The 23,620-nt window shown below is 67.7% G+C and carries 20 protein-coding genes; 9 read left to right on the forward strand and 11 right to left on the reverse strand.

Annotated features, from left to right (window positions below; all coding sequences use genetic code 11):
• Positions 1–4: 4 nt before the first annotated feature.
• From ACZ1A1_RS21915 to ACZ1A1_RS21930, 4 genes are all read right to left on the reverse strand, one after another.
• A complete protein-coding gene (locus ACZ1A1_RS21915; RefSeq protein WP_463621560.1) occupies positions 5–1,723 on the reverse strand; it encodes a dipeptide ABC transporter ATP-binding protein in 1,719 nt (572 codons plus the stop codon).
• Position 1,724: 1 nt separating this feature from the next.
• On the reverse strand, positions 1,725–2,621 hold the full coding sequence (locus ACZ1A1_RS21920; protein ID WP_415215471.1) for an ABC transporter permease: 897 nt from the start codon (positions 2,619–2,621) through the stop codon (positions 1,725–1,727).
• Positions 2,621–3,586 (reverse strand): ABC transporter permease, encoded by a 966-nt coding sequence (locus tag ACZ1A1_RS21925; RefSeq protein WP_119256493.1) that lies wholly within the window; start codon positions 3,584–3,586, stop codon positions 2,621–2,623. Before ACZ1A1_RS21925 ends, ACZ1A1_RS21920 begins: the two co-directional genes overlap by 1 nt.
• 157 nt (positions 3,587–3,743) lie before the next feature.
• Positions 3,744–5,318, reverse strand: a complete 1,575-nt coding sequence (locus tag ACZ1A1_RS21930) for an ABC transporter substrate-binding protein (RefSeq protein ID WP_463621561.1) — start codon at positions 5,316–5,318, stop codon at positions 3,744–3,746.
• Between the two features lie 160 nt (positions 5,319–5,478).
• Here ACZ1A1_RS21930 and ACZ1A1_RS21935 point away from each other — a divergent pair, with 160 nt between their 5' ends.
• The 3 genes from ACZ1A1_RS21935 to ACZ1A1_RS21945 all read left to right on the forward strand — a co-directional run bounded on the left by ACZ1A1_RS21935 (position 5,479) and on the right by ACZ1A1_RS21945 (position 9,721).
• Positions 5,479–6,846, forward strand: coding sequence for an amidohydrolase family protein (locus tag ACZ1A1_RS21935; protein WP_463621562.1), 1,368 nt, complete (start codon positions 5,479–5,481; stop codon positions 6,844–6,846).
• A gap of 16 nt (positions 6,847–6,862) precedes the next feature.
• Entirely contained in the window at positions 6,863–8,059 is a 1,197-nt protein-coding gene (locus tag ACZ1A1_RS21940) for an amidohydrolase (RefSeq protein ID WP_463621563.1), read from the forward strand.
• 177 nt (positions 8,060–8,236) lie between these two features.
• Positions 8,237–9,721, forward strand: a complete 1,485-nt coding sequence (locus ACZ1A1_RS21945; protein WP_463621564.1) for an MDR family MFS transporter — start codon at positions 8,237–8,239, stop codon at positions 9,719–9,721.
• Between the two features lie 15 nt (positions 9,722–9,736).
• Here the strand turns inward: ACZ1A1_RS21945 and trpA are convergent, their stop codons facing one another.
• The 7 genes from trpA to ACZ1A1_RS21980 all read right to left on the reverse strand — a co-directional run bounded on the left by trpA (position 9,737) and on the right by ACZ1A1_RS21980 (position 17,710).
• On the reverse strand, positions 9,737–10,567 hold the full coding sequence (trpA, locus tag ACZ1A1_RS21950) for a tryptophan synthase subunit alpha (protein WP_463621565.1): 831 nt from the start codon (positions 10,565–10,567) through the stop codon (positions 9,737–9,739).
• 2 nt (positions 10,568–10,569) lie between these two features.
• Complete coding sequence (trpB, locus tag ACZ1A1_RS21955; RefSeq protein ID WP_463621567.1) at positions 10,570–11,757, reverse strand: tryptophan synthase subunit beta; 1,188 nt, start codon at positions 11,755–11,757, stop codon at positions 10,570–10,572.
• Positions 11,754–12,686, reverse strand: a complete 933-nt coding sequence (locus tag ACZ1A1_RS21960; protein WP_463621568.1) for an ABC transporter permease — start codon at positions 12,684–12,686, stop codon at positions 11,754–11,756. Before ACZ1A1_RS21960 ends, trpB begins: the two co-directional genes overlap by 4 nt.
• Positions 12,683–14,197 carry a sugar ABC transporter ATP-binding protein gene (locus ACZ1A1_RS21965; protein WP_463621569.1) on the reverse strand — a complete coding sequence of 505 codons (1,515 nt, stop codon included), beginning with the start codon at positions 14,195–14,197 and terminating at the stop codon, positions 12,683–12,685. The genes ACZ1A1_RS21960 and ACZ1A1_RS21965 overlap by 4 nt, the downstream gene beginning before the upstream one ends.
• Before the next feature lie 16 nt (positions 14,198–14,213).
• Positions 14,214–15,128 (reverse strand): sugar ABC transporter substrate-binding protein, encoded by a 915-nt coding sequence (locus ACZ1A1_RS21970; protein WP_463621570.1) that lies wholly within the window; start codon positions 15,126–15,128, stop codon positions 14,214–14,216.
• A 31-nt stretch (positions 15,129–15,159) separates the two neighbouring features.
• Positions 15,160–16,617 carry a xylulokinase gene (locus tag ACZ1A1_RS21975; protein WP_463621571.1) on the reverse strand — a complete coding sequence of 486 codons (1,458 nt, stop codon included), beginning with the start codon at positions 16,615–16,617 and terminating at the stop codon, positions 15,160–15,162.
• Positions 16,618–16,762: 145 nt separating this feature from the next.
• Positions 16,763–17,710, reverse strand: a complete 948-nt coding sequence (locus ACZ1A1_RS21980; protein WP_463621572.1) for an AraC family transcriptional regulator — start codon at positions 17,708–17,710, stop codon at positions 16,763–16,765.
• Positions 17,711–17,872: 162 nt separating this feature from the next.
• On the opposite strand from ACZ1A1_RS21980, the gene ACZ1A1_RS21985 reads away from it, so the two are divergent.
• From ACZ1A1_RS21985 to ku, 6 genes are all read left to right on the forward strand, one after another.
• The gene (locus tag ACZ1A1_RS21985; RefSeq protein WP_463621573.1) at positions 17,873–19,279 is read left to right on the forward strand and encodes an aminotransferase-like domain-containing protein; all 1,407 of its coding nucleotides are present in this window, start codon (positions 17,873–17,875) and stop codon (positions 19,277–19,279) included.
• A 149-nt stretch (positions 19,280–19,428) separates the two neighbouring features.
• The gene (locus ACZ1A1_RS21990; RefSeq protein WP_313193321.1) at positions 19,429–19,809 is read left to right on the forward strand and encodes a DUF983 domain-containing protein; all 381 of its coding nucleotides are present in this window, start codon (positions 19,429–19,431) and stop codon (positions 19,807–19,809) included.
• A 242-nt stretch (positions 19,810–20,051) separates the two neighbouring features.
• On the forward strand, positions 20,052–21,146 hold the full coding sequence (locus ACZ1A1_RS21995) for a methionine ABC transporter ATP-binding protein (RefSeq protein ID WP_409529998.1): 1,095 nt from the start codon (positions 20,052–20,054) through the stop codon (positions 21,144–21,146).
• On the forward strand, positions 21,136–21,804 hold the full coding sequence (locus ACZ1A1_RS22000; protein ID WP_318910007.1) for a methionine ABC transporter permease: 669 nt from the start codon (positions 21,136–21,138) through the stop codon (positions 21,802–21,804). Before ACZ1A1_RS21995 ends, ACZ1A1_RS22000 begins: the two co-directional genes overlap by 11 nt.
• Before the next feature lie 42 nt (positions 21,805–21,846).
• Positions 21,847–22,623 carry a MetQ/NlpA family ABC transporter substrate-binding protein gene (locus ACZ1A1_RS22005; RefSeq protein WP_313193323.1) on the forward strand — a complete coding sequence of 259 codons (777 nt, stop codon included), beginning with the start codon at positions 21,847–21,849 and terminating at the stop codon, positions 22,621–22,623.
• Positions 22,624–22,758: 135 nt separating this feature from the next.
• Positions 22,759–23,619 carry a non-homologous end joining protein Ku gene (ku, locus tag ACZ1A1_RS22010; protein ID WP_463621574.1) on the forward strand — a complete coding sequence of 287 codons (861 nt, stop codon included), beginning with the start codon at positions 22,759–22,761 and terminating at the stop codon, positions 23,617–23,619.
• Position 23,620 lies beyond the last annotated feature (1 nt).

A 23,620-nucleotide genomic window follows, 5' to 3' on the forward strand; every position in this document is an offset into this window, starting at 1 on the left:
TCAGTCACTCCGCGGCCGTCTGGCGCGAAAGGATACGATCGAGCGAGGGCGCGAGCCGCAGCAGCTCCTTGGTGTAGTCGTGCTGCGGCGCGGTGAACAGCGTCTCCGTATCGGCCAGCTCGACGATCTCGCCCGCCTTCATCACCGCGATGCGGTCGCACATCTGGCGGATCACCGCGAGGTCGTGGCTGATGAACAGCATGGAGAGGCCGGCAAGGTCGCGCAGGTCCTTGAGGAGGTTGAGGAGCTGCGCCTGCACCGAGACGTCGAGCGCCGAGGTCGGCTCGTCGCAGATCAGCAGCGACGGGCGCGGCCCGAGCGCGCGGGCAATGGCGATGCGCTGGCGCTGGCCGCCGGAGAAGGCATGCGAGAAACGCCCGCCCGCATCGGCGGGCAGGCCCACCGCCTCCAGCAGGGTCTTCGCATCCTGCCGCGCCTCTTCCGCATTGGAGGCGAGCTTGTAGAACAGGATCGGCTCGGCAATGGCGGAATTGATGCGCAGGCGCGGGTTCAGCGCCGAATAGGGGTCCTGGAACACCATCTGCAAGGATTGCCGGACGGATTTCTCGCGTCTGGCGCCGAGCGCCGTGCCCTGGAAATCGATGCTGCCGGAACGTTGGGTGACGAGGCCGGCAATGGTGTTGGCGACGGTGGTCTTGCCGCAGCCCGATTCGCCGACAAGGCCGAAGATCTCCCCGCGGCGGACGTCGAAGGAAACGCCCTTCACCGCCCTGAACACGGACGCCTTGCGGCCGGGGATCAGCGAACGCCCGCCATATTCGACGGCAAGGTCGCGCACGGAGAGGACGACATCGTCCCTGCTGCCCGTTTCGCTCTTCGTGCTCTTGCCGCGCACGCTGGCGCGGGCATCGAGCGTCACCTGCGTTTCCTCGCTCGGCACCGGCAGGCGCTCGAGGCGATGCTCGATCGGCGGCACGGCGGCGATCAGCATGCGGGCATAGGGCGCCTGCGGATTGGTCAGCACCTCGCGGGCCGTACCGCTCTCCACCACCGCGCCGTTCTGCATGATGGTGACGCGGTCGGCGATCTCGGCGACGACGCCCATATTGTGCGTGACGAGCAGCACGCCGACGCCGCGTTCGTCGGCAAGGTCGCGGATCAGCTTGAGGATCTGCGCCTGCACGGACACGTCGAGCGCCGTGGTCGGCTCGTCGGCGACGATAAGCTGCGGGTTGCAGGCGAGCGCCGTCGCGATGACAACGCGCTGGCGCTGGCCGCCGGAAAGCTGGTGCGGATAGGAGCCGAGCCGGCGCTCCGGCTCGGGAATGCCAACGGCCTTCATCAGCTCCAGCGCGCGTGCCCTCGCCGCCGAGCGGGAAAGCTTCAGATGGGCGAGCATGCCCTCGCAGAGCTGGCTTTCGACGGTGAAGAGCGGGTTGAGGCTCGTCATCGGGTCCTGGAAGATCGCGCCGACGTCGCGGCCGGGCACGATGCCCTCGGTGCGGCCGGTGCGCAGGTCGATCGGCTTGCCGGCGATCTCGATGGAGCCGGAGGCGATCTTGCCGGGGGCCTGCAACAGGCCCATCAGCGCATTGCCGACCGTGGTCTTGCCGGCGCCGGATTCGCCGACGAGGGCGTGGATCTCGCCCGGGCGGATGAGGAGGTCGATGTCCTTGACGGCGACGAGCGTGTCGCCGGTGGCCAGCGGATATTCGACGCGCAGCTTGCGGATGTCGAGAACGGGGGGCTTTGTTTCGGTCATCTCAGCGGGCCATCAGTTTCGGGTTGAAGCGGTCGCGCAGATAGTCGCCGATCACGTTGACGGCGAGGACGAGGACGACGAGCACCGCCGCCGGCATCACGGCGATCCACCAGAGGCCGGAGAACAGGAACTGGTTGCCGATGCGGATCAGCGTGCCGAGCGAGGGATAGGTCGGCGGCATGCCCGCACCGAGGAAGGAGAGCGTCGCCTCCGTCAGGATCGCGCCGGCAAGGTTGATCGTGGCGATGACCATGACCGAGCTCATGACGTTCGGCAGGATATGCCGGCCCATGATGCGCCCGGAGGGCAGGCCGATGACCTTGGCGGCGCGCACATAGTCGCGCGCCACTTCCACCATGGTCGAGGCGCGCACCGTGCGGGCATATTGCACCCATTCGTTGACGGCGATGGAGAAGATCAGCACCAGCGGCGCCCAGGTCAGCATCGTGTCGGCGCTGAGCTGCGCGCGGGCGATGCCGCTGATGAGGAGCGCGACGAGGATGGTCGGGAAGCTGACGAGCACGTCGGCGATACGCATGACGATGCTGTCGACGATGCCGCCGAAGAAGCCGGCGACAAGGCCGAGGATCACGCCGAGCGCGGCGGAAAACAGCACCGCGCCGAGGCCGATGACCACGGAGATGCGCAGGCCGAACAGGATGACCGAGACGAGGTCGCGGCCCTGGTTGTCCGTGCCGAGCAGGAAGCGCGGATCGCCGCCGTCCATGAAGGAGGGCGGGATCTCCATGTCGATGAGCGAGTAGGAGGAGACATCGCGCGGGTCCATTGGCGCGATCATCGGCGCGAAGAGGACGAGCACGAGCATGACGGCGAGCACGAGGCCGGCGATCATCACGGAAACCGGCGGAAGCCGGCGCATCAGGGATTGCGTGGCCATTATCGTGTCCTCAGGCGCGGATCGATGAAGGTGTAGAGAATGTCGACGATCATGTTGATCATGACGAAGAGGAAGCCGACGAAGAGCAGGTAGGCGGCGAGCACCGGCATGTCGGGATAGCCGACGGCATTGGTAAAGAGCAGGCCCATGCCCGGCCACTGGAACACCGTCTCGGTGACGATGGCGAAGGCGATGAGCTGGCCGATCTGAAGGCCGGTGACGGTGACGACCGGCATCAGCGCGTTGCGCAGCGCAAGGCGGCCGTAGATATAGGCGCGCGGCAGGCCGCGGGCGAAGGCGAAGCGGATATAGTCCGACGACAGCACGTCGATCATCTCCGAGCGCACCAGCCGCATGATCAGCGTGAGCTGGAAGAGCGCCAGCGTGATCGACGGCAGGATCAGCGACTTCAGGCCCGAAAGGGTGAGGAAGCCCGTCTGCCAGAAACCGAGATCGACGAGGTCGCCGCGGCCGGACGAAGGCAGCCAGCGCAGGTTGACCGCGAAGACGAGGATCAGCAGCAGGCCGGTGACGAAGGTGGGCATGGAGATGCCGACGAGCGTTGCCGACTGGGTGAACCGCGACAGGAAGGAATGCGGCTTCAGCGCGCAGAGCACGCCGAGCGGAATGCCGATGCACAGCGCCAGCAGCGTGGCGACGATGACGAGTTCCAGCGTCGCCGGCAGGCGGCTCATCAGGAGGCCGACGACCGGCTGCTGGTAGCGGAAGCTCGTGCCGAGATTGCCGGTCAGCACCTGGCCGACGAAATCGAGGAACTGCGTGACGATGGGCTTGTCGAGGCCGAGCGCCATGCGCAGGGCGTCCTTTTCCGCCTGGGTCGCGCCTTCGCGCACCATGGAGGCGACGGGATCGCCGACGAAGCGGAACATGACGAAGGCGACGGCCGTCACGGCGAGCATCACGAGGATGGCCTGCAGAAGCCTCACGGAAAGAAGTCTGAGCATCGGAATGGTCCTTGAGGGAGCGATCATGCCCTGGGGGCGGAAACCGGGCCGTTGCGCTCCCGCGTCCTCCCGGCCTGTGGCCTGCGGAAAATGGAGCCCGGATGCCGATCGGCCCCGGCCTGCTTTCGCCTGCCGGGACCAGCCTTGGGAGAAGCCGTTACTTCCTGACCTGCGCGAACCACGGGCGAACGTATTCGTCCGGGAACTGCGGGATGTCGACCTTGTCGCTCATGGCCCAGGCGACCGGCTGCTGGTGCAGCGGAATGAACAGCGCCTCGTCATGGGTGATGCGGAAGGCTTCCTTCAGCATGTCGATGCGCTTGGCCTCGTCGAGCTCCACCGAGGCCGAGCGGGCGAGCGCGTCGATGCGCGGGTCCGAAAGGCCGTTCGGATTGGAGCCGCCATAGGTGCCGTCATTGGTGGCGAGCAGCGCCTGGAGAACGCTGTAGCCGTCCATCGCCGGCAGCGAGGCCCAGCCGAGCAGGTAGACATCGAGTTCGCCGTTGTCCATGCGCGGGAAATAGGTCGTCTTGCTTTCGACGTTGAGGTCGACCTTCACGCCGATCTTCGCCCACATGGAGGAGATCGCAAGGCAGATCTGCTCGTCGGCGATATAGCGGTCGTTCGAGCAGGAAAGGCCCGTCTTGAAGCCGTCCGGATAACCGGCCTCGGCCATCAGCGCCTTCGCCTTGTCGACATCGTATTCCAGCGGCACGTCGATGGCGTCGTCATGGCCGGTGACGGCCGGGGCGACCAGCATGGCCGCGACGCGCGACTTGCCGCGCATCAGGCGCTTCTGGATCGTGTTGAGGTCGATGGCGTGCCAGAGCGCCTGCCGCACCTTCTCGTTCAGCATGGGATTCGGCACGCCCGGATCGGCATGTAGTTCCTTCTTGAAGTTCAGCGCCAGCATGATGGTGCGCAGCGAGGGATTCTCCACGACCTTCAGCCCGTCGGTGGAGGCGATGTGGTCGATATCCTGCAGCGGAACCGGCGCGATCATGTCGACCTCGCCGGAAAGCAGCGCGGCGACGCGCGTCGCGTCGGAGGCGATCGGACGGAATTCCACTTCCGTCAGGTTATGCTCGGGCTTGTCCCACCAGTCCTTGTTGACCTCGAAGACCGAGCGGGAATCCGGCTCGTAGCTCTTCAGCCTGAAGGAGCCGGTGCCGTTGGCATGGGCGCTGGCATAGGTGACGACGCCGGTCGCCGTGTTGCCCGGCTTCAGCGCGTCGTGCTCGGCCATCCACGGCTTGCTCATGATGTAGATGGCGGCAAGCTCGTTGAGCAGCAGCGGATAGGGACCGCGCAGGATGAGGTCGACCGTATAGTCGTCCACCTTCTCGACGCCGGTGACGGCGGAGAGGTTCTCGCGGTTGCGCGCGCCGGGATCGATCTGGCGCTCGATGGTGGCCACCACGTCGTCGGCATTGAAGGGCTGGCCTTCATGGAACTTCACGCCCTGGCGCAGCTTGAAGCGCCAGCGGGTCGGCTCGACGATTTCCCAGGACGTGGCGAGCGCCGGCTCGAGCTTCAGGTCCTTGTTGCGGCGGACCAGCGGGTCGAAGACCATGTGCTGGACGCTCTGCGTGAAGCTGTCGACCTGCGCGTTCGGATCGTAGGAGATGACATCGCCCGAGGCCGACCAGCGCAGCGTTTCGGCAAGGGCGGACGTGGAAAGCGGCGCCAGCACGGCAAGCCCCGCCAAAAGGGTCTTCAGATAGGTCTTCACCAGGGTCTCCCGAGTTTGTATGCTTGTTCCCAAAAAATTTGCATACGATTATTCTCAATATGACTGTACATAATATGCGCGCAATATCAAGATACGAAGGTTAGGCTTTGCGCACATGACATGGCGAAATTCGCATGCAATCACTGCGGGAGGAAATTCGATGACGAAGGCTCTGCTGATCGAGAACGGTGTGATCATCACCATGGATGCCGATCGGCGCCTATTCGAGCGCGGCCACGTGCTGGTGGAGGACGGGCGCATAGCCGCGGTCGGCGCGGGCACGGCGGACGGCATGGCGGATGCGCAGCGCATCGACGCCAGGGGCATGGTGGTCATGCCCGGCCTGATCGATACCCACGCCCATGCCGGCCACATGCTGACCAAGAGTCTCGGCGGCGATTCCGAGGACTGGATGACGATCACCGGACGCATCTATGCGGAGGCTACGGACCCGGAATTCTGGGCGGCGGAGGCGGCCCTGTCGGCAGCCGAACGCATAAAGTGCGGCACCACCACCGCCGCGCTGCTCTTCGGCGGCGGCCCGGACATCATGCGCACGGAGGCCCCCGAGGCGGCCGAAGCCCATCTGGCCGAAATCCTTGCCATGGGCGTGCGCGAAGTGCTCGCCGTCGGCCCCAACCGGCCGTCCGCCGCAAGCGTATACCGCGCCTGGCGCGGCGAGGACCATGACGATGTCGTCGTCTCCCCGGATGCGCAGCTCGACGTCAGCGCCGGGCTGATCGACGCCTGGGCCGGCCGCAGCGACCGCATACAACTGGCGGTGTCGCTCCCGGTCTTCAATGCGGCGGAACTGGAAGACGGCGCGGCAATCGACCTTTCGAAAAAAGCGCAATGGCTCGCGCGGGAAAAAGGCGTCCTGCTCGTCCAGGACGGCCACCGCGACGGTTCGATCGCCGCCGCCGACGAGAAAATGGCCCTCTTCGACGGCCGCTCGCTGCTTGCCCATTGCGTCGACCTCACCGATGGGGACAGGGCCGCGCTAAAGCGCACCGGCGCCAAGGTCGCGCACAATCCGAGCGCGCTGATGTCGGTCTCCGGCCGCTGCCCTGCGCCGGAACTGCGGGCGGAAGGCGTCACCGTCTCGCTCGGCACCGACGCCGCCGCGCCGGACCGTTCCTTCGACATGTTCCGCAACATGTTCCAGGCGCACCGCTACCATGCGCGCCATTTCCGCGACGATGCCGTGCTGCCGCCGTCCGAGCTTCTCGAAATGGCGACCATCGAGGGCGCCCGCGCCCTCTCCATGGAAAGCGAGATCGGCTCGCTGGAAGTGGGCAAGCGCGCCGACATCCTGCTCGTCAACATGCGCCAGCCGCATCTCTGGCCGCCGGTCGATCCTGTTCAGCGCCTCGCGCGCTTCGCCAACGGCGCGGACGTGGACACGACCATCGTCGGCGGGCGCATCCTGATGCGCGGGCGCAAACTGGTCGGTCAGGATGAGGACGCCATCCTCGACCGGGCGGAAAAGGCCTTCCGGCTCGCCATGCGGCGCGCCGGCATCGCGTGAAGAAAGGAAACCGGACATGACCGAAGACATCCTCATCCGCAACGCCCGCCCGATGGGCGCCGCGCCGGTGGACCTCCTCATCCGCGGCGGGCGTTTCAGCGCCGCGGGCGATGGCCGTCCCGCCCGGGAAATCGACGCCACGGGCTTCATCGCCCTGCCCGGCCTTGTCGAGGCGCACACCCATCTCGACAAAACGCTGATCGGCATGGACTGGTTCGAAAACCGCATCGGCCCGACCCGCAACGACCGCATCCTCGCCGACCGCAAGGCAAAGCGCGAACTCGGCATCGACGCCCGAAGGCAGTCCGCCCGGCAGATCTTCCAGACGCTGAAGCTCGGCGTCCTTCACATCCGCAGCCATGTCGACGTCGACACGGAAATCGGCATCGCCAATATCGAGGGCGTGCTGGAAACCCGCGAGGCGCTGCGCGATCTCGTGGATGTGCAGATCGTCGCCTTCCCGCAGAGCGGCATGCTGCCGCGCGAGGGCACGTTCGAGCTGATGGACGAAGCGATGAAGGCCGGCGCCGATATCGTCGGCGGCATCGACCCCGCCACCATCGAGCGCGATCCGGTGCGCCATCTCGATGCGATCTTCTCGCTCGCCGAGCGCCACGGGAAGCCCATCGACATCCATCTGCACGAACTCGGCGAACTCGGCGCCTTCTGCCTGGAGCTCATCATCGAGCGCACGCGCGCCCTTTCCATGCAGGGCAAGGTCATGGTCAGCCACGGCTACTGCCTCGGCATGCTGGACGCCGCGCGGCAGAAGGCCCTGATCGAGGCGCTGGCGGCCGAGCGCATCGCGGTGATGACGGTCGGCAGCCCCTCGGCTCCTGCCCTGCCGCTCCGGCTGATGCGGCAGAGCGGCCTCGTCGTCGCCTCCGGCTCGGACGGCATCCAGGGCACCTGGGAACCGTGGGGCAATGGCGACATGCTGGAGCGGGCGAAGTACCTCGCCCAGCGCAACGGCATGACCAACGACGCCGACCTTGCGGAGACCATGCGCATCTGCACCTTCGGCGGCGCCGAGGGCATCAGCCTTTCCGGCTACGGCTTTGCCGAAGGCGACCATGGCGACCTCGTTCTCGTGCCCGCCAGCACCCTTGCCGAGGCCGTGGCCCTGACACCGCACAAGCGCACCGTCATCCGCCGCGGCCGCGTCGTCGTGCGCGACGGCGAGCCGGCCGCGGACCTGCCGGACATCGCCTGACGCGCCCTGCCGCCGCCGATCACGTTTCCGTGCATTCGCCCGCGCCACCGGCCGGGCGGGCGCAAATGGGTGGACATCCCGCTGCGGAAGATGTTTTACGGTGTTTTCCCCAGCGCGGCGGCGGCCCGATTCACGAAACCGGCGGCTGCATACGCCCATCTCAGACCGGACAGCACCATGAACGAGGCACGTCACCCGTACGGAACGTCGGCAACGACTCCCGCCCTTTCGGAGCAGGAAAAGAACGTCATCATCGGCGGCGTCCTTCTCTCCATGCTCCTTGCCGCGCTCGACCAGACGATCGTCGCGCCCGCCATGCCGACCATCGGCCACGCGCTCGGCCATGCGGACTACCTCCCCTGGGTGGTCACGGGCTATCTCCTGACCGCAACGGCCATGGCGCCGCTCTACGGCAAGATCTCGGACGTGCACGGCCGCCGCACGACGATCTTCGCCGCCATCGTCATCTTCCTCATCGGCTCGCTGGTGAGTGCGCTCGCGCCCAATATGCTGACCCTGATCGTCGGCCGCGCCGTGCAGGGCCTTGGCGGCGGCGGCCTCTTCGCGCTCTCGCAGACGGTGATCGGCGACCTCGTGCCGCCGCGCGAGCGCGCCCGCTACGCCGCCTGGATCTCTGGCACCTGGGCGGTCGCCAGCATTGCCGGCCCGCTCCTCGGCGGCACCTTCGCCGAACATCTCCACTGGTCGCTGATCTTCTGGATCAACATTCCGCTCGGCATCGTGGCGCTGGCGATCATCAACAATCCGCTGAAGAAGCTGCCGCGGGTGGCGCGCACGCACAGCATCGACGCGGCGGGCGCGACGCTCCTCGTCGCGGCGACCTCACTGCTCCTTCTGGCGCTCAACTGGGGCGGCAGCACCTATCCCTGGCTTTCGCCTGAAATCCTCGGGCTTCTCGCCTGCTCGGTCGTGCTCTGGGCCCTCTTCGCGCTGCGCCTGCGCCATGCCGCCGAGCCGCTGATCTCGCTGGAGGTCCTTGCCGATCCCGTCGTGCGCTGGGGCACGATCGCCATCTTCCTCGTGCAGGCCGCCAATGTCGGCCTCTCTGTCTACCTTCCGGTCTATGTGCAGTCGGCCCACGGGCTGACGGCCGGCGGCTCGGGCATGGCGATGCTCGGCCTGCTGCTCGGCACCGTCTTCGGCGCCACGACGAGCGGCCGGGCGATCCCGCGCTTTACCCATTACAAGCGGATCGCCCTTGTCGGCGGCGTGCTCAGCCTGATCTGCCTTGCCGTCCTTGCGGCCGTCGCCGGCCGGTCGTCGCTGGTCGTGCTGGAACTGCTGACCATCGGTGTCGGCTTCGGCACCGGCATGACGTTCCCGGTCACCACGGTTTCCGTGCAGAACGCGGTCGACCAGGCGCATCTCGGCGTCGCCACCGGCCTCCTGACCTTCCTGCGCTCGCTCGGCGGCGCCCTCGGCGTCGCGGCGCTGGGCGCCATTGCGCTCGGCAACGGCCTGCCGCTCGGCGGCGAGGGCGTGCAGGCGGCAGCAGCCGGCGCGGCCTCCGCCATGCCCTTCGCCTATATCTTCATCGCCTGCGCCCTTGCCATGGCGCTGTCGCTGGTCGTCTACCACCTCATGCCGGAACGCCCCCTGCGCGGCCGCGCCGAGAGCGAGATAGCCGCGGTCGTCGAATAGGCCCGGCCTCTGACGCTACGCCGGCCGGCCGTCGATGGCCTGCCGGTAGCCGGCGACCAGCCCGGCGGCCGCCCGGCGAAAGGCCTCGGCATCCCCTTGCCCGCGCATCGCCTCGAATCGGTCGATGAGGGCCGTCGCGACGATGACGCCATCCGCGACTTCCGCGACGGCCGCCGCCATATCGGGCGTCTTGACGCCGAAGCCGACGAGGACGGGCAGGCGGCTGACGGTCCGGCAGCGCGCCACCGCATCCGAGATTGCCTCGATGGAGGCGGAAGGCCCGCCTGTCGGCCCGACGACGGGAATGCAATAGAGAAAACCGCCGACGCCCTTGCTGGCGGAAACGAAATCCTCCACCGGCAGCGACGGGGCGGCAAGCGGGATCATCACCAGTCCATGCCTGCCAAGCGCCTTCAGCAGCGGCTCGGCCTCGCGAAGCGGCAGGTCGGCGGCAATGAGGCCGTCGACGCCCGCCGCCGCGGCGCGCGCGGCAAAGGCCTCGTAGCCCATGGCGAGAAGCGGATTGGCATAGCCCATCAGCACGATGGGCGTCGTATCGTCTTCTTCCCGGAAGGCGGCGCAGAGATCCAGCGTGCGGGAGAGATTGCCGCCCGCCGCGAGCGCCCGCCGGTTGGCGGTCTGGATCGTCGCGCCGTCGAGAATGGGGTCCGAATAGGGATGGCCGATCTCCAGGAGATCGATGCCGTTTCCGACAAGCAGCCGCAGCCGCTCGAGGCTTTCGGCAAAATCCGGATCGCAGGCGACGGTGAAGGTGACGAAGGCGCTGCGGCCCTCCGCCTTGAGGCGCCGGAACATGCGGTCGATGCGGTTGGGGGAACGCGCCATGGTCAGCTTTCCGGCCAGATGACGTCGAGGTCCTTGTCGCCGGCGGAAGCCACCATGACGACGACGGCGTCGTTGCGGTCGTAGAGCCGGGCGATCCGCTCGGCGGCCGCCACCGCATGGCCCGCCTCCAGCGAGACGAGGATCCCCTCGCTTTTCGCCAGCCGCAGCACCGCCTGGCGGGCCTCCTCGTCGGTGACGGCGACGGTCTCCACGCGGCCGCGCTCGACGAGATCGGCGATCTCCGGTGCCGAGCCGGGATAGGCAAGTCCCGGCGCAATCGAGGCGGTCGGCAGAATCTGGCCGTGTTCATCCGCCAGCACCAGCGTCTCGGCGCCGTGGAAGATGCCGCGACGCCCCTTGCCGAGCCGCGCGGAATGCGGCGCATCCCCGCCGGACCGGCCGCCGGCCTCGACCGCGACGAGCCGGATCTGCGGATCGCCGACGAAGGCGGAGAAGATGCCGATGGTCGAGGAGCCACCGCCGACCGCCGAGACGATGGCCCGCGGCAGCACGCCGGCCTCGATAAGCTGCAGCCGCGTCTCGCGGCCGATCACCGCCTGGAAGGCGCCGACCATGGCCGGATAGGGATGGGCGCCGATGGGCGCGCCGGCGAGATAGGCCGTCGTCGCGCTGTTGCCCATCCAGTGGCGGATGGCGGCGGAGGTCGCGGCACTCAAGGTCCGGTCGGCATCCTCCACGATCCGGAGATCGGCCCCGAAGGCGCGCATCTTCCGGATCGTCGCGGCGTGCCGCGCCGCATCGCTGCTGCCCATGTAGATGGTGCAGGAAAGCCCGAGCCGGGCGGCGACCGCCGCCGCCGCGACCCCGTTCTGGCCGGAGCCGGTATCCGTGACCACCGAGCCGAGCCCCATGCGCACGGCGAGGAGGCACTGGCCGAGCGCGGAATTGGCGTAGTTGCCGCCATTGAACGTCAGGTCGTCGCGCTTGAGGATGATGCGCGCCCCGCCATTGGCCGAGGCGAGCGTCACCGTCTCGAAGACCGGCGTCGGCCGGCCGACGAAACGCTCCAGCAGATCCTCAAAGGTGCGGCGGAAGGTGGGGTCCGCCCAGGCCTGGTCGAAGGCGGCTTCGAGGCGGTCGAGCACCGGCAGCAGCACCGGCGCCACGAACTGCCCGCCGAACCGGCCGTAGCGCCCCGGCCGCCCTCTTGCCGCGCCCGCCGCCGTCATGCCGTCCCCCTGCCGATGCGGCGCACCAGCACGGCGGAGAGGATGATCGTGCCGGTGATGATGTCCTGCAGGAAGGTCGAGACGCCGAGAATGGTGAGGCCGTTGCCGATGACGGCGATGATCGCCGCGCCGACGACCGTGCCCGGCAGGTTCGCCTCGCCCTCGCGGAAGGCCGTCATGCCGAGGAAGACGGCGGCATAGGCCGTCAGCAGATAGCCGCCCCCGCCCGTCGGGCTCGCGCTGCCGATGCGGGCCGTGAGCAGGATGCCGACCAGCGCCGAGAGAACCGCCGAGACGACGAAGGCCGCCGTCGTGTTGGAGACGATCCGGACGCCCGCCAGCCGCGCCGCCTCGCGGTTTCCGCCGATGGCATAGAGCCGGCGGCCGAATTCCAGCTTGTCGAGCAGGATCCAGACGGTAAGCGCGATGGCGATCAGCCACCAGGTCAGCGTCGGCAGGCCCAGCACGTGCCCGCGCGCCATGTCGCGGAAGCCGGCCGGGATATCGCCGAGCAGCGTCGCACCGTCGGAGACCCAGAAGGTGATGCCGCCGATGATCGTGCCGGTCGCAAGCGTCGCGATGAAGGAAAGCACCTGGAAGCGCGAGACCACATAGCCCGAGACCGCGCCGAAGAGCGCCGCGACCGCCAGCACGAGGAGGCAGGCGAGCGGCGCGGGCACGCCGAGCTTGAAGAGATAGACGACGAAGATGCCGCCGAAGGAGACGATGGAGGCGGTCGAGAGGTCGAACTCGCCGACGGCCATCACCACCGTCGCGCCGATGGCGACGATGGCGAGCAGCGTCATCTGCTGGGTGATATTGACGAGGTTCGACATGGAGCCGAATGCCCCCGGCGAGGCGATGGAGAAGACGACGACGATGGCGATGAGCGCGATGAGCGTTCCGTATTGTCTGACAAGGCCGGTCATGCGGCGGGTTCTCTTCTGGTCTCGTGATGGAATGCGGCGTCGATGATGCGCGGCGGCGCGATGGCCTCGTCCTCCAGCCGCGCCGTGATCTCGCCATTGGCGAAGACGGCGACGCGGTGCGAGAGTGCCAGCAATTCGTCCATGTCGCTGGTCGTCATCAGCACGGCCGCGCCCTCCTCGGCGATACGCCGGACGATGGCGTGGATTTCCGCCTTGGCGCCGACATCGACCCCGCGCGTCGGCTCATCGAGGATGAGGAGACGGATGCGCCCGCCGAACCAGCGGCCGAACAGCAGCTTCTGCTGGTTGCCGCCGGAAAGCGTCAAGGGCAGGGCGAAGGGCGAGCCCATCTTCACCGAAAGCCGCGTGCGGATATCCTCCGCCCGCGCCGCCAGCCGGCTGCGGCTGGTGACCGGCAGCGCCGGATGGGCACGCACCCGCGAAAGATCGCTGATCGCCAGGTTCTCCGCGATGGAGCGGGCCGTCACCAGCCCCTCGTGCCGGCGATCCTCCGGCACATAGGCCCCGCCGTGGCAGATGCGCGCGTGGATATCGCCCGGCTTCAGGACATGGCCGTCGAGGAGGACCGTTCCGCCCTCCGCCCGGCGCGCACCCCAGATCATCTTCATGAAGGACGACCGGCCCGCGCCGACCAGCCCGTAGAGGCCGAGGATTTCGCCTTCGCCGACCGTCAGCGACAGCGTGTTGCCGCGATGCCCGAAAGGCAGGTCGCGAACCTCCAGCACCGGCCTTCCGACGGCGGGCACGGCGGGACGACCGCCGACGATCTCCTCATGGCCGGACATCATGCGCACCAGATCGGCCCGCGTCGTGCCCTGCATAACGCCGGTCCCGGCCGTCGCCCCGTTGCGCAGTACCGTGAAGGTGTCGCAGATCTCGGCCACCTCGTCGAGCCGGTGGGAAATGTAGACGACGGCGACGCCGCGCGCCGCCAGCGCCCGCACCGCCTCGTGCAGCCGCCGCGCCTCGCCTTCGGAAAGCGAGGCCGTCGGCTCGTCCATGACGACCAGCCGCGCCGGCTCGTTCATCAGCGCGCGGATGATCTCGACGAGCTGCTTCTGCCCCGTCGTCAGCCTTCCGGCCGGCATGTTGAGCGGCAGGTCCGGCGCGATCGCCGCCGCCGTCGCCGCCACCGCGCGCCGCATGGCGGCGCGGTCGATGAACGGGCCGCTCTTCGGATAGGCCCGGCCGACGAAGGCGTTCTCGACGGCATCGAACTGCGGCACTAGGCTGAGTTCCTGGTGGATGAAGCGGAAGCCGAGCGCCTCCGCCTCCCGCACGCTGCTGATCGCGATCGCCTCGCCGTCTACGCGGATCTCGCCGGCATCCGGCCGCACGAGGCCGGAGAGCGTCTTGATCAGCGTCGACTTGCCCGCGCCGTTCTCGCCGATGAGGCCATGCACCGAGCCGGCGGCCACGGAAAGGCTCGCCCCGGCCAGCGCCCGCGCGCCGCCGAAGCGTTTTTCGAGGCCCCTGATCTCAAGCAGCATGGCCGGTTATCCCTCTTTACGGGCAGGTCACGCCGAGCGTCTCGGGCGTGATCATGACGGCCGGAACGAAGAGCTCGTCCTTGTCCGCCTTGCCGCCGCCGAGGATCTTCTCGAGCTGCTCGGCGCCGACGGCCGCCATCTTCGGGAAGTCCTGGCGGAAGGTCGCCTTGTAGCGCGTGCAGGACTTGATCATCTCGACCGCCTGCTCGCTGCCGTCGATGCCCATGATGATGAATTTGGCATCCGGCTTTTCCGATTCCGTCGCGAGCTCCGCGCCGACGCCCGGATCGTCCCAGGCCGCCCACACGCCGTTGATCTCGTCGCCGTGCTGGCGAAGGATGTTCTCCATCGCGATGCGGCCGTCGTCGACCGGCCCCGGCACCTTCACGAAATGATCGGCTATGACCTTCACGTCGGGGTTCTTCTTCAGCGCCTCGTCGAGCGCCAGCTCGCGCTGGTGCACGCCCGGATGCGCCGAATGGAAGAATTTTACGATATTGCCCTTGCCGCCGAGCGCCTTGAAGAGCGCGTCGGAAAGCTGGGTGCCGAGATCGAAATTGTTGGAAGTGACATTGACCGCGACATTCGCGTTCTTCGAGCCGTCGAGCGAGATCACCGGGATGCCGGCTTTCGCGGCGAGCGCCACCTGATCCTCGATCTGCGCCGGGTCCGTCGAGACCAGCACGATGGCCGAGGCCTTGGCGTTGATCGTGTCCTCCATGCGCGAGGCGAGCTGGCCGAAATCGCTGCGGGTGTCGATGATGGTGACGCTCCAGCCGCGCTTCTCGCCCTCGGCCTTGAAACTCTGAGCCATCTCGTTGGTCGGCACCGAACTGATATAGGGCGTCAGGATGGTGACGTCGGTGGCGAAGGCCGCCGAGGCGGATGCCATCAACGCCGCGATGGCTGCTGCGAATGCGAATTTCTTCATTGTGGTTCTCCTCTCCGGAAAGGTCGTTTCTTCATTGGGTGCCGTCCGTGCGGATCAGCCCGATGGGGCGAAGCGCGTCGATGGCGTTGCGATAGGCATGGAACATGGCGTCGTAGCGCGCAGCGCGCAGCGGATCGGGCTCGAAGACCCGCTCGACGCTGGTCATCGCCGGCACCGCCTCGGCAATCGAGCCGAAGGCGCCGATGCCGACGGCCGCGAGGATCGCCGCGCCGAGGCAGCCGACATCGACGAAGGCGAAGCGGTGCAGCGGAATGCCGAGGCAATCGGCGCGGATCTGGCTCCAGAGGTCCGAGCGCCCCCCGCCGCCGCCATAGAGCATGTGGTCCGGCCGGAAGCCCGCCGCATCGATGAGCGAGCCCATGGCATGGCGCGCCGCCAATGCCACGCCTTCCAGCACGGCGAGCGCGAAATCCGGCCCGCCGGCCCGGCTGTCGAGGCCGATGAAGGCGCCGCGGATCTCGGAATCCCAGAGCGGTGCGCGCTCGCCTTCGAGATGCGGCAGGAAGAGGATCGGCCGGTCGTCGCGGCTGGCAAGGCCGGCGAGCCGCGGCACGTCGCCCGGCTCCACGCCCGCCGTCGCCGCCCACCAGCGCAGCGAATCCGCCCCGCTCTGCGTCGGCCCGGCATTGACCACCAATCCGTCGATGGTGGCGAAGGTGACGATGCCGGACGCGCCGATGCGCTGCGATCCGGCCAGCGCCAGGATCTCGGAGGTGCCGCTGACATACATGCCCTGCCCCGGCCGGCAGACGCCGCAGCCGAAGAGATTGCCCCAGGCATCCATCGTGCCCGTCACCACCGGCACCTTGCGTCCGGAGGAGCCGAGCGCCATCTCGCCGGCGATCTCGGTGAAATGCCGGAGCGGCGGCAGCTTGCCGGCCGCGCCGGGCACTCGGGCGATCAGCGCGTCGATATAGCGGAGGTCCCGCCCGACATGGCCGAAGGCGGAGATGGGATCGGACGAGGCCTCGCCCGTCAGGTGCAGGAGGCAGAAATCGCGGGTCGAAAGAACCCGATGCGTGCGCTCCCAGAGATCGGGATGGTGCTTGGAAAACCACAACATCTTCGCCAGCACATGGCTCGCGCCAATCGGCATTTCGGCGCCCCACCAGCTCCGCTTCTCCGCAGGCGTGATCGTGGCATCGAGCGCCGCCGCCTCCGCACCGGCGCGGATATCCTGCCAGCAGATCGCCGGCGCCAGCGGCGTGCCGTCCCTGTCGACGAAGACATCCGTATTGACCTGGCTGCAAAGCCCGACCGCACGGATATCGGCCGGATCGCGGCCGGCGAGCAGGGCGTCGATCGCATCGCGGATACCGTCGAGCCAGTGCCGCGGGTCCTGCACGACCATGCCGGATGCGGGACGCTCGGTCGGATAGCCGCGGCTCCAATGATCGAGCACCGTGCCGTTCATGTCGAACAGCGCCGCCTTGATCGAGGTCGAACCGACATCGAAGCCGATCAGCATTTCGTTCTCCCACCCGCCATCCTCACGCGGCGTCCGGGCGGACATTAGGGTCCCGTCATGAAGCTGTCATGGGGAATGAGGGCCCGGCGGGGCGATCAGGCGCGAATTCTGCAGGATGTGGATAGGGCAGGCCGGGCCGGCGCCGTCAGTGATCGCGGCGGATATCCGCCGAGGGAAGCACGCCGAAGGCCTGCCTGTAGGTGGCGGAAAAGCGGCCGAGGTGATGGATGCCGACGCGCCGTGCCGCCTCGGCCGCGCAAAGGCCCTCATCGCGGATCAGCCTGCGCGCCGCCTCCATGCGGATGCGCGTCAGGATCTCATGCGGCGTGCGCTGGTAATAGGTCCGGAACCCCTCGTAGAGCGCCCGCTCGGAAACGCCGATCTCGCCCGCGATCACCGGCATCAGCAGGCGTTCGGCATAGCGGAATCGCAGCGCGTCCATCGCCTGCTTCACATGGCGGGGCGAAGCATGCAGCCGCTCGGGGACCACCGATGCGGCGCTGGTGAAGGCGACATTGCCGAGGAGCTGGTCGACGACGGAACCGAGCGCCGCGTCGACGGCCTGCGGCGCCTCCGAAAAGGCATCGTCCGCAAGCATTTCGGAAAAGGCGTAGAGGACCGAGGCGAGCTGCCGCCCATGCCGGCTGGCAAGGTCGATGACGGGATTGAACACCGGATTGCCGCCGCCGCGCCGGCGCGATATCGCCGCGAGGCGCTCCTCGACCAGCCTGCGGTCGATCTGCAGCATCCACTGGCGCGTGCCCCGCCGCCAGCGCGACTGGAACTTCGGCCCCGGCGACAGGATCAGCGCCTTGCCCGCTTCCGAGCGGATGGTCTCGGTTCCGAACGCGATGTCCACGCCGCCGGAGACCGGCATTTCGAGCATGTAGAAATCCTCGAAGCGGGAGCTGATCGTGACCTCGTGGCCATACTGCAGGAAATTGAAGCCCGAGCCGGAGAACTGCACGCAGCGATGACGGAAATCGACGGCGCCCGTCCGGTCCTGCGGCGCCAGCCGGTGGTCGCAATAGGAGGTCGAGAGGTAGGCTTCCGCCTCCCCGAGCGCCGTCGCCCTTATTTCCCTGACCTCCAACGGCAAGCGTCCGCCCTCTGCCCCCTGTTCGACGGCGCCACTATCGCAATGGCGGGCGGCAACGGCAAGGCTTCCTTGCGACGCTTTGTCCGGAACCGGTGGATGACAGGCGGACATGCAGGCAATATACAGTCAATATCCGCAGCGCATGGAATCCCCGGCATGAAGAACTGGCATCCCGATCTCGGCCAAAGTGACAGCCCCCTCTACATGGCGATCGCCGACCTGATCGCGGCGGACCTGCGCAGCGGGCTGCTGGCGGCCGGCGACAAGCTGCCGACGCACCGGGCGCTGGCCAAGCGCCTTGCCATCGACGTCACCACGGTGGCGCGCGGCTATCTGGAGGCGCAGAAGCGCGGGCTCGTGCAATCGCATGTCGGCCGCGGCACCTTCGTGACCGGCAATGCCGCGCCCCCGGCCGGCGGCCCCCTCGCCGACGCGCCTCTCGATCCGCGCCGCGCCGCCATCGTCGACCCGTCGATGAACATGCCGCCCGAGCCCGACGATCCGGCCCTTCTCGCTCGCATGCGTGGCGGGCTCGCCGCGCTTTCGGCCGATCTCGTCCCGCTCCTACGCTATCAGGGCTTCGGCGGCGCGGCCGTGGACAAGGAGGCCGCCGCGCTGTGGCTCGCGCGCCGCGGCCTGGCACCGCCGCAGGAGCGCATCTTCGTGACGCCAGGCGCGCACCCGACGCTGCTTGCGATCCTCGGCACGCTCGCCGCCGCCGGGGACACGGTGCTCTCGGAAAACATCACCTATCCCGGCATCCGTTCCATCGCCGCCCAGCTTCGCCTGCGCCTTGCCGGCCTGCCGATGGACGGCGACGGCATCCTGCCGGATGCCTTCGCGACGGCCTGCGAGCGCGACAGGCCGAAGGCGCTCTATCTCAATCCGACGCTGCACAATCCCCTGACTTTCACCATGCCCGCCCCGCGCCGCGCGGAAATCGCCGCCGTGGCGCAAAGATACCGCGTGCCGATCGTCGAGGACGACGCCTACGGCTTCCTTCCAACCGACGGGCCGGCGCCACTCGCCGCCCATGCGCCGGACCTCACCTGGCATATCGGCGGCCTTTCGAAATGCATCGGCGCGGGGCTGCGCCTTGCCTATGTCGCAGCGCCCGACGACAGCCGCGCGCTCTGGTCCTTCGCCGGCGCGATGCGGGCCGGCAGCGTCATGGCCTCGCCGCTCACCGCCGCGCTCGCGACGCGCTGGACCGAGGACGGCACGGCCGAGGCGATCCTCGCGGCCCTTCGCATCGAAACGAGAGAACGCCAGGCGCTCGCCGCAAACCTGCTGCCCGCGAGCAGTTACGCCGCCGACCCGCTGAGTTTCAACATCTGGCTGCCCCTGCCGCATGGCTGGACCCGCTCCACCTTCAGCACCTATATGCGCGGCAGCGGTCTCGGCGTCGTCGCGAGCGACGCCTTCACGGTCGACGGCACGCCGCCGGAGGCCGTGCGCGTCTGCCTCGGCGGCCCCATCGCCCGTCCGCAGCTCCGCTCCGCCCTCGAATTCATGGCCCATGCACTCGAAGGCCCGCCCGAAATGGCCGGCTCGTTCTTCTGAATAAATCCTCTTCCCGCCCTCGGGACAGCCGCGCGCGATCTCCGCCCGCGCGCCTGCGTCAGTATGTCTGCTCGACAGATTGACTGCATTCAAGCATCCATATGACAGCATTAATGATTGGATTGAATGCCATGGAAAGGATGCATGCCATGAATGACGCCTATCCCCCGCTGCCGCCCATGCAGACGGGGATCCGCGGCCGCTGCCCGCGTTGCGGCCAGGGTCATCTCTTCAAGGGGTTCCTGACCCTCGCGCCGAAATGCGAGGCCTGCGGCCTCGACTATTCCTTCGCCGATCCGGCCGACGGCCCGGCCTTCTTCGTCATCTGCTTCGCCTGCGTGCCGAGCGTCGCGCTCGCCGTCTGGCTGGAGGTCGCCTTCGGCGCCTCGCTGCTGACGCAGCTTCTGGTGACCGGTCCCTTCATGCTGCTCACCTGCATTCCGCCGCTGCGCCCGCTCAAGGGCTGGCTCGTCGCAAGCCAGTTCTTCTACAAGGCGGAAGAAGGCAAGCTGGTGCGCCGGCAGGAATGAGGGCAGCCGACCGCCTCCTGCCAAAGGACAATTGAACAGCGGCCTCGGGCCGGCTAAAGAGGCCCCGTGCCCCGCCCGTCGGGACACTTTCACCGGGCCGCAAGACACGTTAAAGCTTTTCGTGAGACCGAGAGCGACAGGATGTGACAGCGGGTCGCCCCCAACAGGATGGCCTTGCATCTCGCAAGGGCACCGCAGCGATGCTATCTCCTCCAGGATCTGACTGAAAGCGTGAACTGAACATGACACTTCCAACCGCCGCGGGCAGCGCCGCCTCGCATGAGCGAGCGGATCTTGCGCCCATGGTTACCTTCGAAGGCGTGACCAAGCGCTACGGCGGCGCCGCGGACGCCTTCCTCGCCCTCGACGGCGTCGACATGACGGTCGGGCGCGGCGCGATCACCGGCATCATCGGCCGCTCGGGCGCGGGGAAATCGACGCTCATCCGCCTCGTCAACGGGCTGGAAAAGGCGACCTCCGGCAGGGTCGTCGTTGACGGCACGGATGTCGGCGGGCTGAACGATGCCGGCCTTAGGGGCCTGCGCCGCGAAGTCGGCATGATCTTCCAACACTTCAATCTCCTGTCCTCGCGCACCGCCTTCGACAATGTCGCCCTGCCGCTCGAGATCGCCGGGCTGGACCGCGCCGCGATCCGCGCCAAGGTCGGCCCGCTCCTCGATCTCGTCGGCCTCGGCGACAAGGCGGAGCGCTACCCCTCCGAGCTTTCCGGCGGACAGAAGCAGCGCGTCGGCATTGCCCGCGCGCTCGCCACCGCGCCCAAGCTGCTGCTCTCCGACGAGGCGACCTCGGCGCTCGACCCGGAAACCACCCAGTCGATCCTCGCCCTTCTCAAGCAGATCAACGCCGATCTCGGCCTGACGGTGCTGCTGATCACGCACGAGATGGAGGTGGTGAAGACCATCGCCTCGCATGTCGCGGTCATCGACAAGGGCCGCATCGTCGAGCAGGGGCCGACCTTCGACATCTTCACAGCACCCCGGCACGAGACGACGAAAATCCTTCTTTCCTCCACGCTCGGCACCAGCCTGCCGGAATGGCTGCGCTCCGGCGTGAAGGCCGCGCCCTCGGCGGGCGACCGCGTCCTCGTGCGCCTCACCTTCTTCGGCGCGACGGCCTTCCAGCCGCTGACGGCCCGGCTCGTCACCGAGATCGGCGGCAACGTCAACATCCTCGCCGGCTCCATCGAGGAGATCGCGGGCGAGCCCTTCGGCACGCTGGTCGTCGCCTATCCGGCGACACCCGAGGTCATCGAGCGCGCCGACCGCTTCTATGCCGCAACCGGCCTTTCCACGGAGGTGCTCGGCTATGTCGCCTGACATGCTTTTCGACCTGCTCTGGAAGTCCCTGTTGCAGACCCTGCACATGGTCGCCGTCTCCGGCCTCGTCGGCTCGCTGATCGGCCTGCCGATCGGCGTCTTCCTCGCCACCAGCGGCCGGAACGAGCTCTTCCCTGCGCCGGCGCTGAACTATGCCATCGGGCTGATCGTCAACGCGGCGCGCTCGACGCCCTTCATCATCCTCGTCGTCGCGATCATTCCCTTCACCCGCCTCCTGACCGGCACGTCGATCGGCACCACGGCGGCCATCGTGCCGCTGACCATCGCCACCGTTCCCTTCTTCGCGCGTCTCGTCGAGGCCGCGATCCGGGAGATCGACAAGGGGCTGATCGAGGCGGCCCGCGCCATGGGCGCGACGCCCATGCAGATCGTCTTCAAGGTGCTTCTCGCCGAGGCCCGCCCGGCGATCCTGCTCGCCTTCACCATGACCATCGTCAGCCTGATCGGCTATTCGGCCATGGTCGGCGCGGTCGGCGGCGGCGGTCTCGGCGACCTCGGCATCCGCTACGGCTACCAGCGCTTCATGCCGGAGGTGATGCTGGCCGTGGTGATCGTGCTCATCGTCCTCGTGCAGCTCGTCCAGAGCGCGGGCGACGCGCTCGCCCGGCGCTTTGACAAGCGCAACCGCAAGAGCTGATGCTATCCCCTCCCAAATCCATGTAACATCAAGGAGATACACATGATGAAGTTCCTCGTCTCAGTGGCCCTCGCCGCCCTTATCAGCGTTCCGGCGCTCGCCGAAGACATCAAGATCGGCGTCACGCCCGGCGAGCACGCGCAAATCATGGAGAAGGTCAAGGACGTCGCCGCCAAGAAGGGCCTCAACATCGAGATCCTGGAATTCTCCGACTATGTCGTGCCGAACCAGGCGCTGGCCGATGGCGACCTCAACGCCAACTCCTTCCAGCACCAGCCCTATCTCGACAACCAGATCGCCGACCGCGGCTTCGATCTCGTCAGCGTCGGCAAGACCATCACCACGCCGATGGGCGTCTATTCCAAGAAGGTGAAGAGCCTCGGCGAGCTTGCCGAAGGCGCGACCGTCGCCATCCCGAACGACCCGACCAACGGCGGTCGCGCGCTGCTCATCCTCGCCAAGGAAGGCCTCATCAAGGTCAAGCCGGAAGCGGGCCTGAAGGCCGGCCCCGCCGACGTCATCGAGAACCCGAAGAACATTCAGTTCTCCGAACTCGACGCCGCGCAGCTTCCCCGCTCGCTGGATGACGTCGACGCCGCCGTCATCAACACAAACTACGCGATGGAGGCGGGTCTCCACCCGAAGACCGACGCCATCGCCATCGAGGGCAGCGAGTCGCCCTATGCCAACGTGATCGTCGTGCGCCGCGCCGACAAGGACGCCCCCTGGGTCAAGACCCTTGTCGAAGCCTATCACGACGACAGCATCAAGGCCTTCATCAACGACGAGTTCAAGGGCGCCCTGATCCCCTCCTGGTAAGCCAAGGCACCAGCCCGACCATGCGATGCGGCGCCCTTCCCGACGGAAGGGCGCCGCATCCGTTTCAGGCTCACCGCCGCGCGGAACAATCGCGGCCCGTCCGCATTGCACCCGCTTTGAAGCGGGAGTGCGGATGTGGCGCCGAGAGCGAACTGGAAAGGTTTCCTGAAGGTAGGCGAGCTGGTCTGCCCGGTCGCGCTCTACACCGCCGCTTCGACGAGCGAGCGCATCTCCTTCCACATGCTCAACCGCCGCACCGGCAACCGGCTGCACCGGGAATTCGTCGACAGCCAGACCGGCAAGGTGGTGGAGCGCGAGGACCAGGCGAAGGGCTATGAGGCCGGCGAGAACGACTATATCGTGCTCAACGCCGAGGAGGTCGCCTCGGCGGTGCCGCAGAGCGACAAGACGATGGATATCGAGGCCTTCATCGCCTGTGCCGATATCGACGATCTCTATTTCGACAAGCCCTATTATCTCGCGCCGTCCGACCGCCACGGCGCGGAGGCCTTCGCGCTGATCCGCGACGGCATGAAGGCGAAGAACGTGGCGGCGCTCGCCGCCACCGTGCTCTTCCGCCGCATGCGCACCCTCATCATCCGCCCGCATGGCGATGGCCTCGTCGCCACCACGCTCAACTACGACTACGAGGTGCGCCCGGCCGAGGAGGCCTTCGCGGACATTCCCGACATCAGGCTGAAGGGCGAGATGCTGGACCTCGCCGAGCACATCATCCGCACCAAGAGCGGCCGTTTCGACCCGAAGACATTCGACGACCGCTACGATGCCGCCCTGGCCGAGGTGGTGAAGGCGAAGATCGAAGGCCGCAAGATCAGGCCCGTCAGGCCAAAGGCCGAGGGCAAGGTCATCGACCTCATGGAAGCGCTACGCCAGAGCGCCGGCGAGACGGGCAAGCCCGGCAAGGCAAAACGCGCCGGCGCGAAAAAGACCGCATCGACACGCAAGCCGGCAGCGACCCGGCGAAAGGCAGGGTGAC

Source organism: Shinella sp. R2-11, assembly GCF_055330205.1.

Coding starts and splice junctions, on each gene's coding strand:
- ACZ1A1_RS21975 (WP_463621571.1), bottom strand. CDS start 16,617: ATGCTGATCGGCTTCGATGTCGGTTCGACCTCGATCAAGGCGGCGCTG.
- ACZ1A1_RS21995 (WP_409529998.1), top strand. CDS start 20,052: ATGACACTTCCAACCGCCGCGGGCAGCGCCGCCTCGCATGAGCGAGCG.
- ACZ1A1_RS21945 (WP_463621564.1), top strand. CDS start 8,237: ATGAACGAGGCACGTCACCCGTACGGAACGTCGGCAACGACTCCCGCC.
- ACZ1A1_RS21940 (WP_463621563.1), top strand. CDS start 6,863: ATGACCGAAGACATCCTCATCCGCAACGCCCGCCCGATGGGCGCCGCG.
- ACZ1A1_RS21965 (WP_463621569.1), bottom strand. CDS start 14,197: ATGCTGCTTGAGATCAGGGGCCTCGAAAAACGCTTCGGCGGCGCGCGG.
- ACZ1A1_RS21990 (WP_313193321.1), top strand. CDS start 19,429: ATGAATGACGCCTATCCCCCGCTGCCGCCCATGCAGACGGGGATCCGC.
- trpB (WP_463621567.1), bottom strand. CDS start 11,757: ATGACGGCGGCGGGCGCGGCAAGAGGGCGGCCGGGGCGCTACGGCCGG.
- ACZ1A1_RS21960 (WP_463621568.1), bottom strand. CDS start 12,686: ATGACCGGCCTTGTCAGACAATACGGAACGCTCATCGCGCTCATCGCC.
- ACZ1A1_RS21935 (WP_463621562.1), top strand. CDS start 5,479: ATGACGAAGGCTCTGCTGATCGAGAACGGTGTGATCATCACCATGGAT.
- ACZ1A1_RS22000 (WP_318910007.1), top strand. CDS start 21,136: ATGTCGCCTGACATGCTTTTCGACCTGCTCTGGAAGTCCCTGTTGCAG.
- ACZ1A1_RS21970 (WP_463621570.1), bottom strand. CDS start 15,128: ATGAAGAAATTCGCATTCGCAGCAGCCATCGCGGCGTTGATGGCATCC.
- ACZ1A1_RS22005 (WP_313193323.1), top strand. CDS start 21,847: ATGATGAAGTTCCTCGTCTCAGTGGCCCTCGCCGCCCTTATCAGCGTT.
- ACZ1A1_RS21920 (WP_415215471.1), bottom strand. CDS start 2,621: ATGGCCACGCAATCCCTGATGCGCCGGCTTCCGCCGGTTTCCGTGATG.
- ACZ1A1_RS21985 (WP_463621573.1), top strand. CDS start 17,873: ATGAAGAACTGGCATCCCGATCTCGGCCAAAGTGACAGCCCCCTCTAC.
- ACZ1A1_RS21925 (WP_119256493.1), bottom strand. CDS start 3,586: ATGCTCAGACTTCTTTCCGTGAGGCTTCTGCAGGCCATCCTCGTGATG.
- trpA (WP_463621565.1), bottom strand. CDS start 10,567: ATGGCGCGTTCCCCCAACCGCATCGACCGCATGTTCCGGCGCCTCAAG.
- ACZ1A1_RS21915 (WP_463621560.1), bottom strand. CDS start 1,723: ATGACCGAAACAAAGCCCCCCGTTCTCGACATCCGCAAGCTGCGCGTC.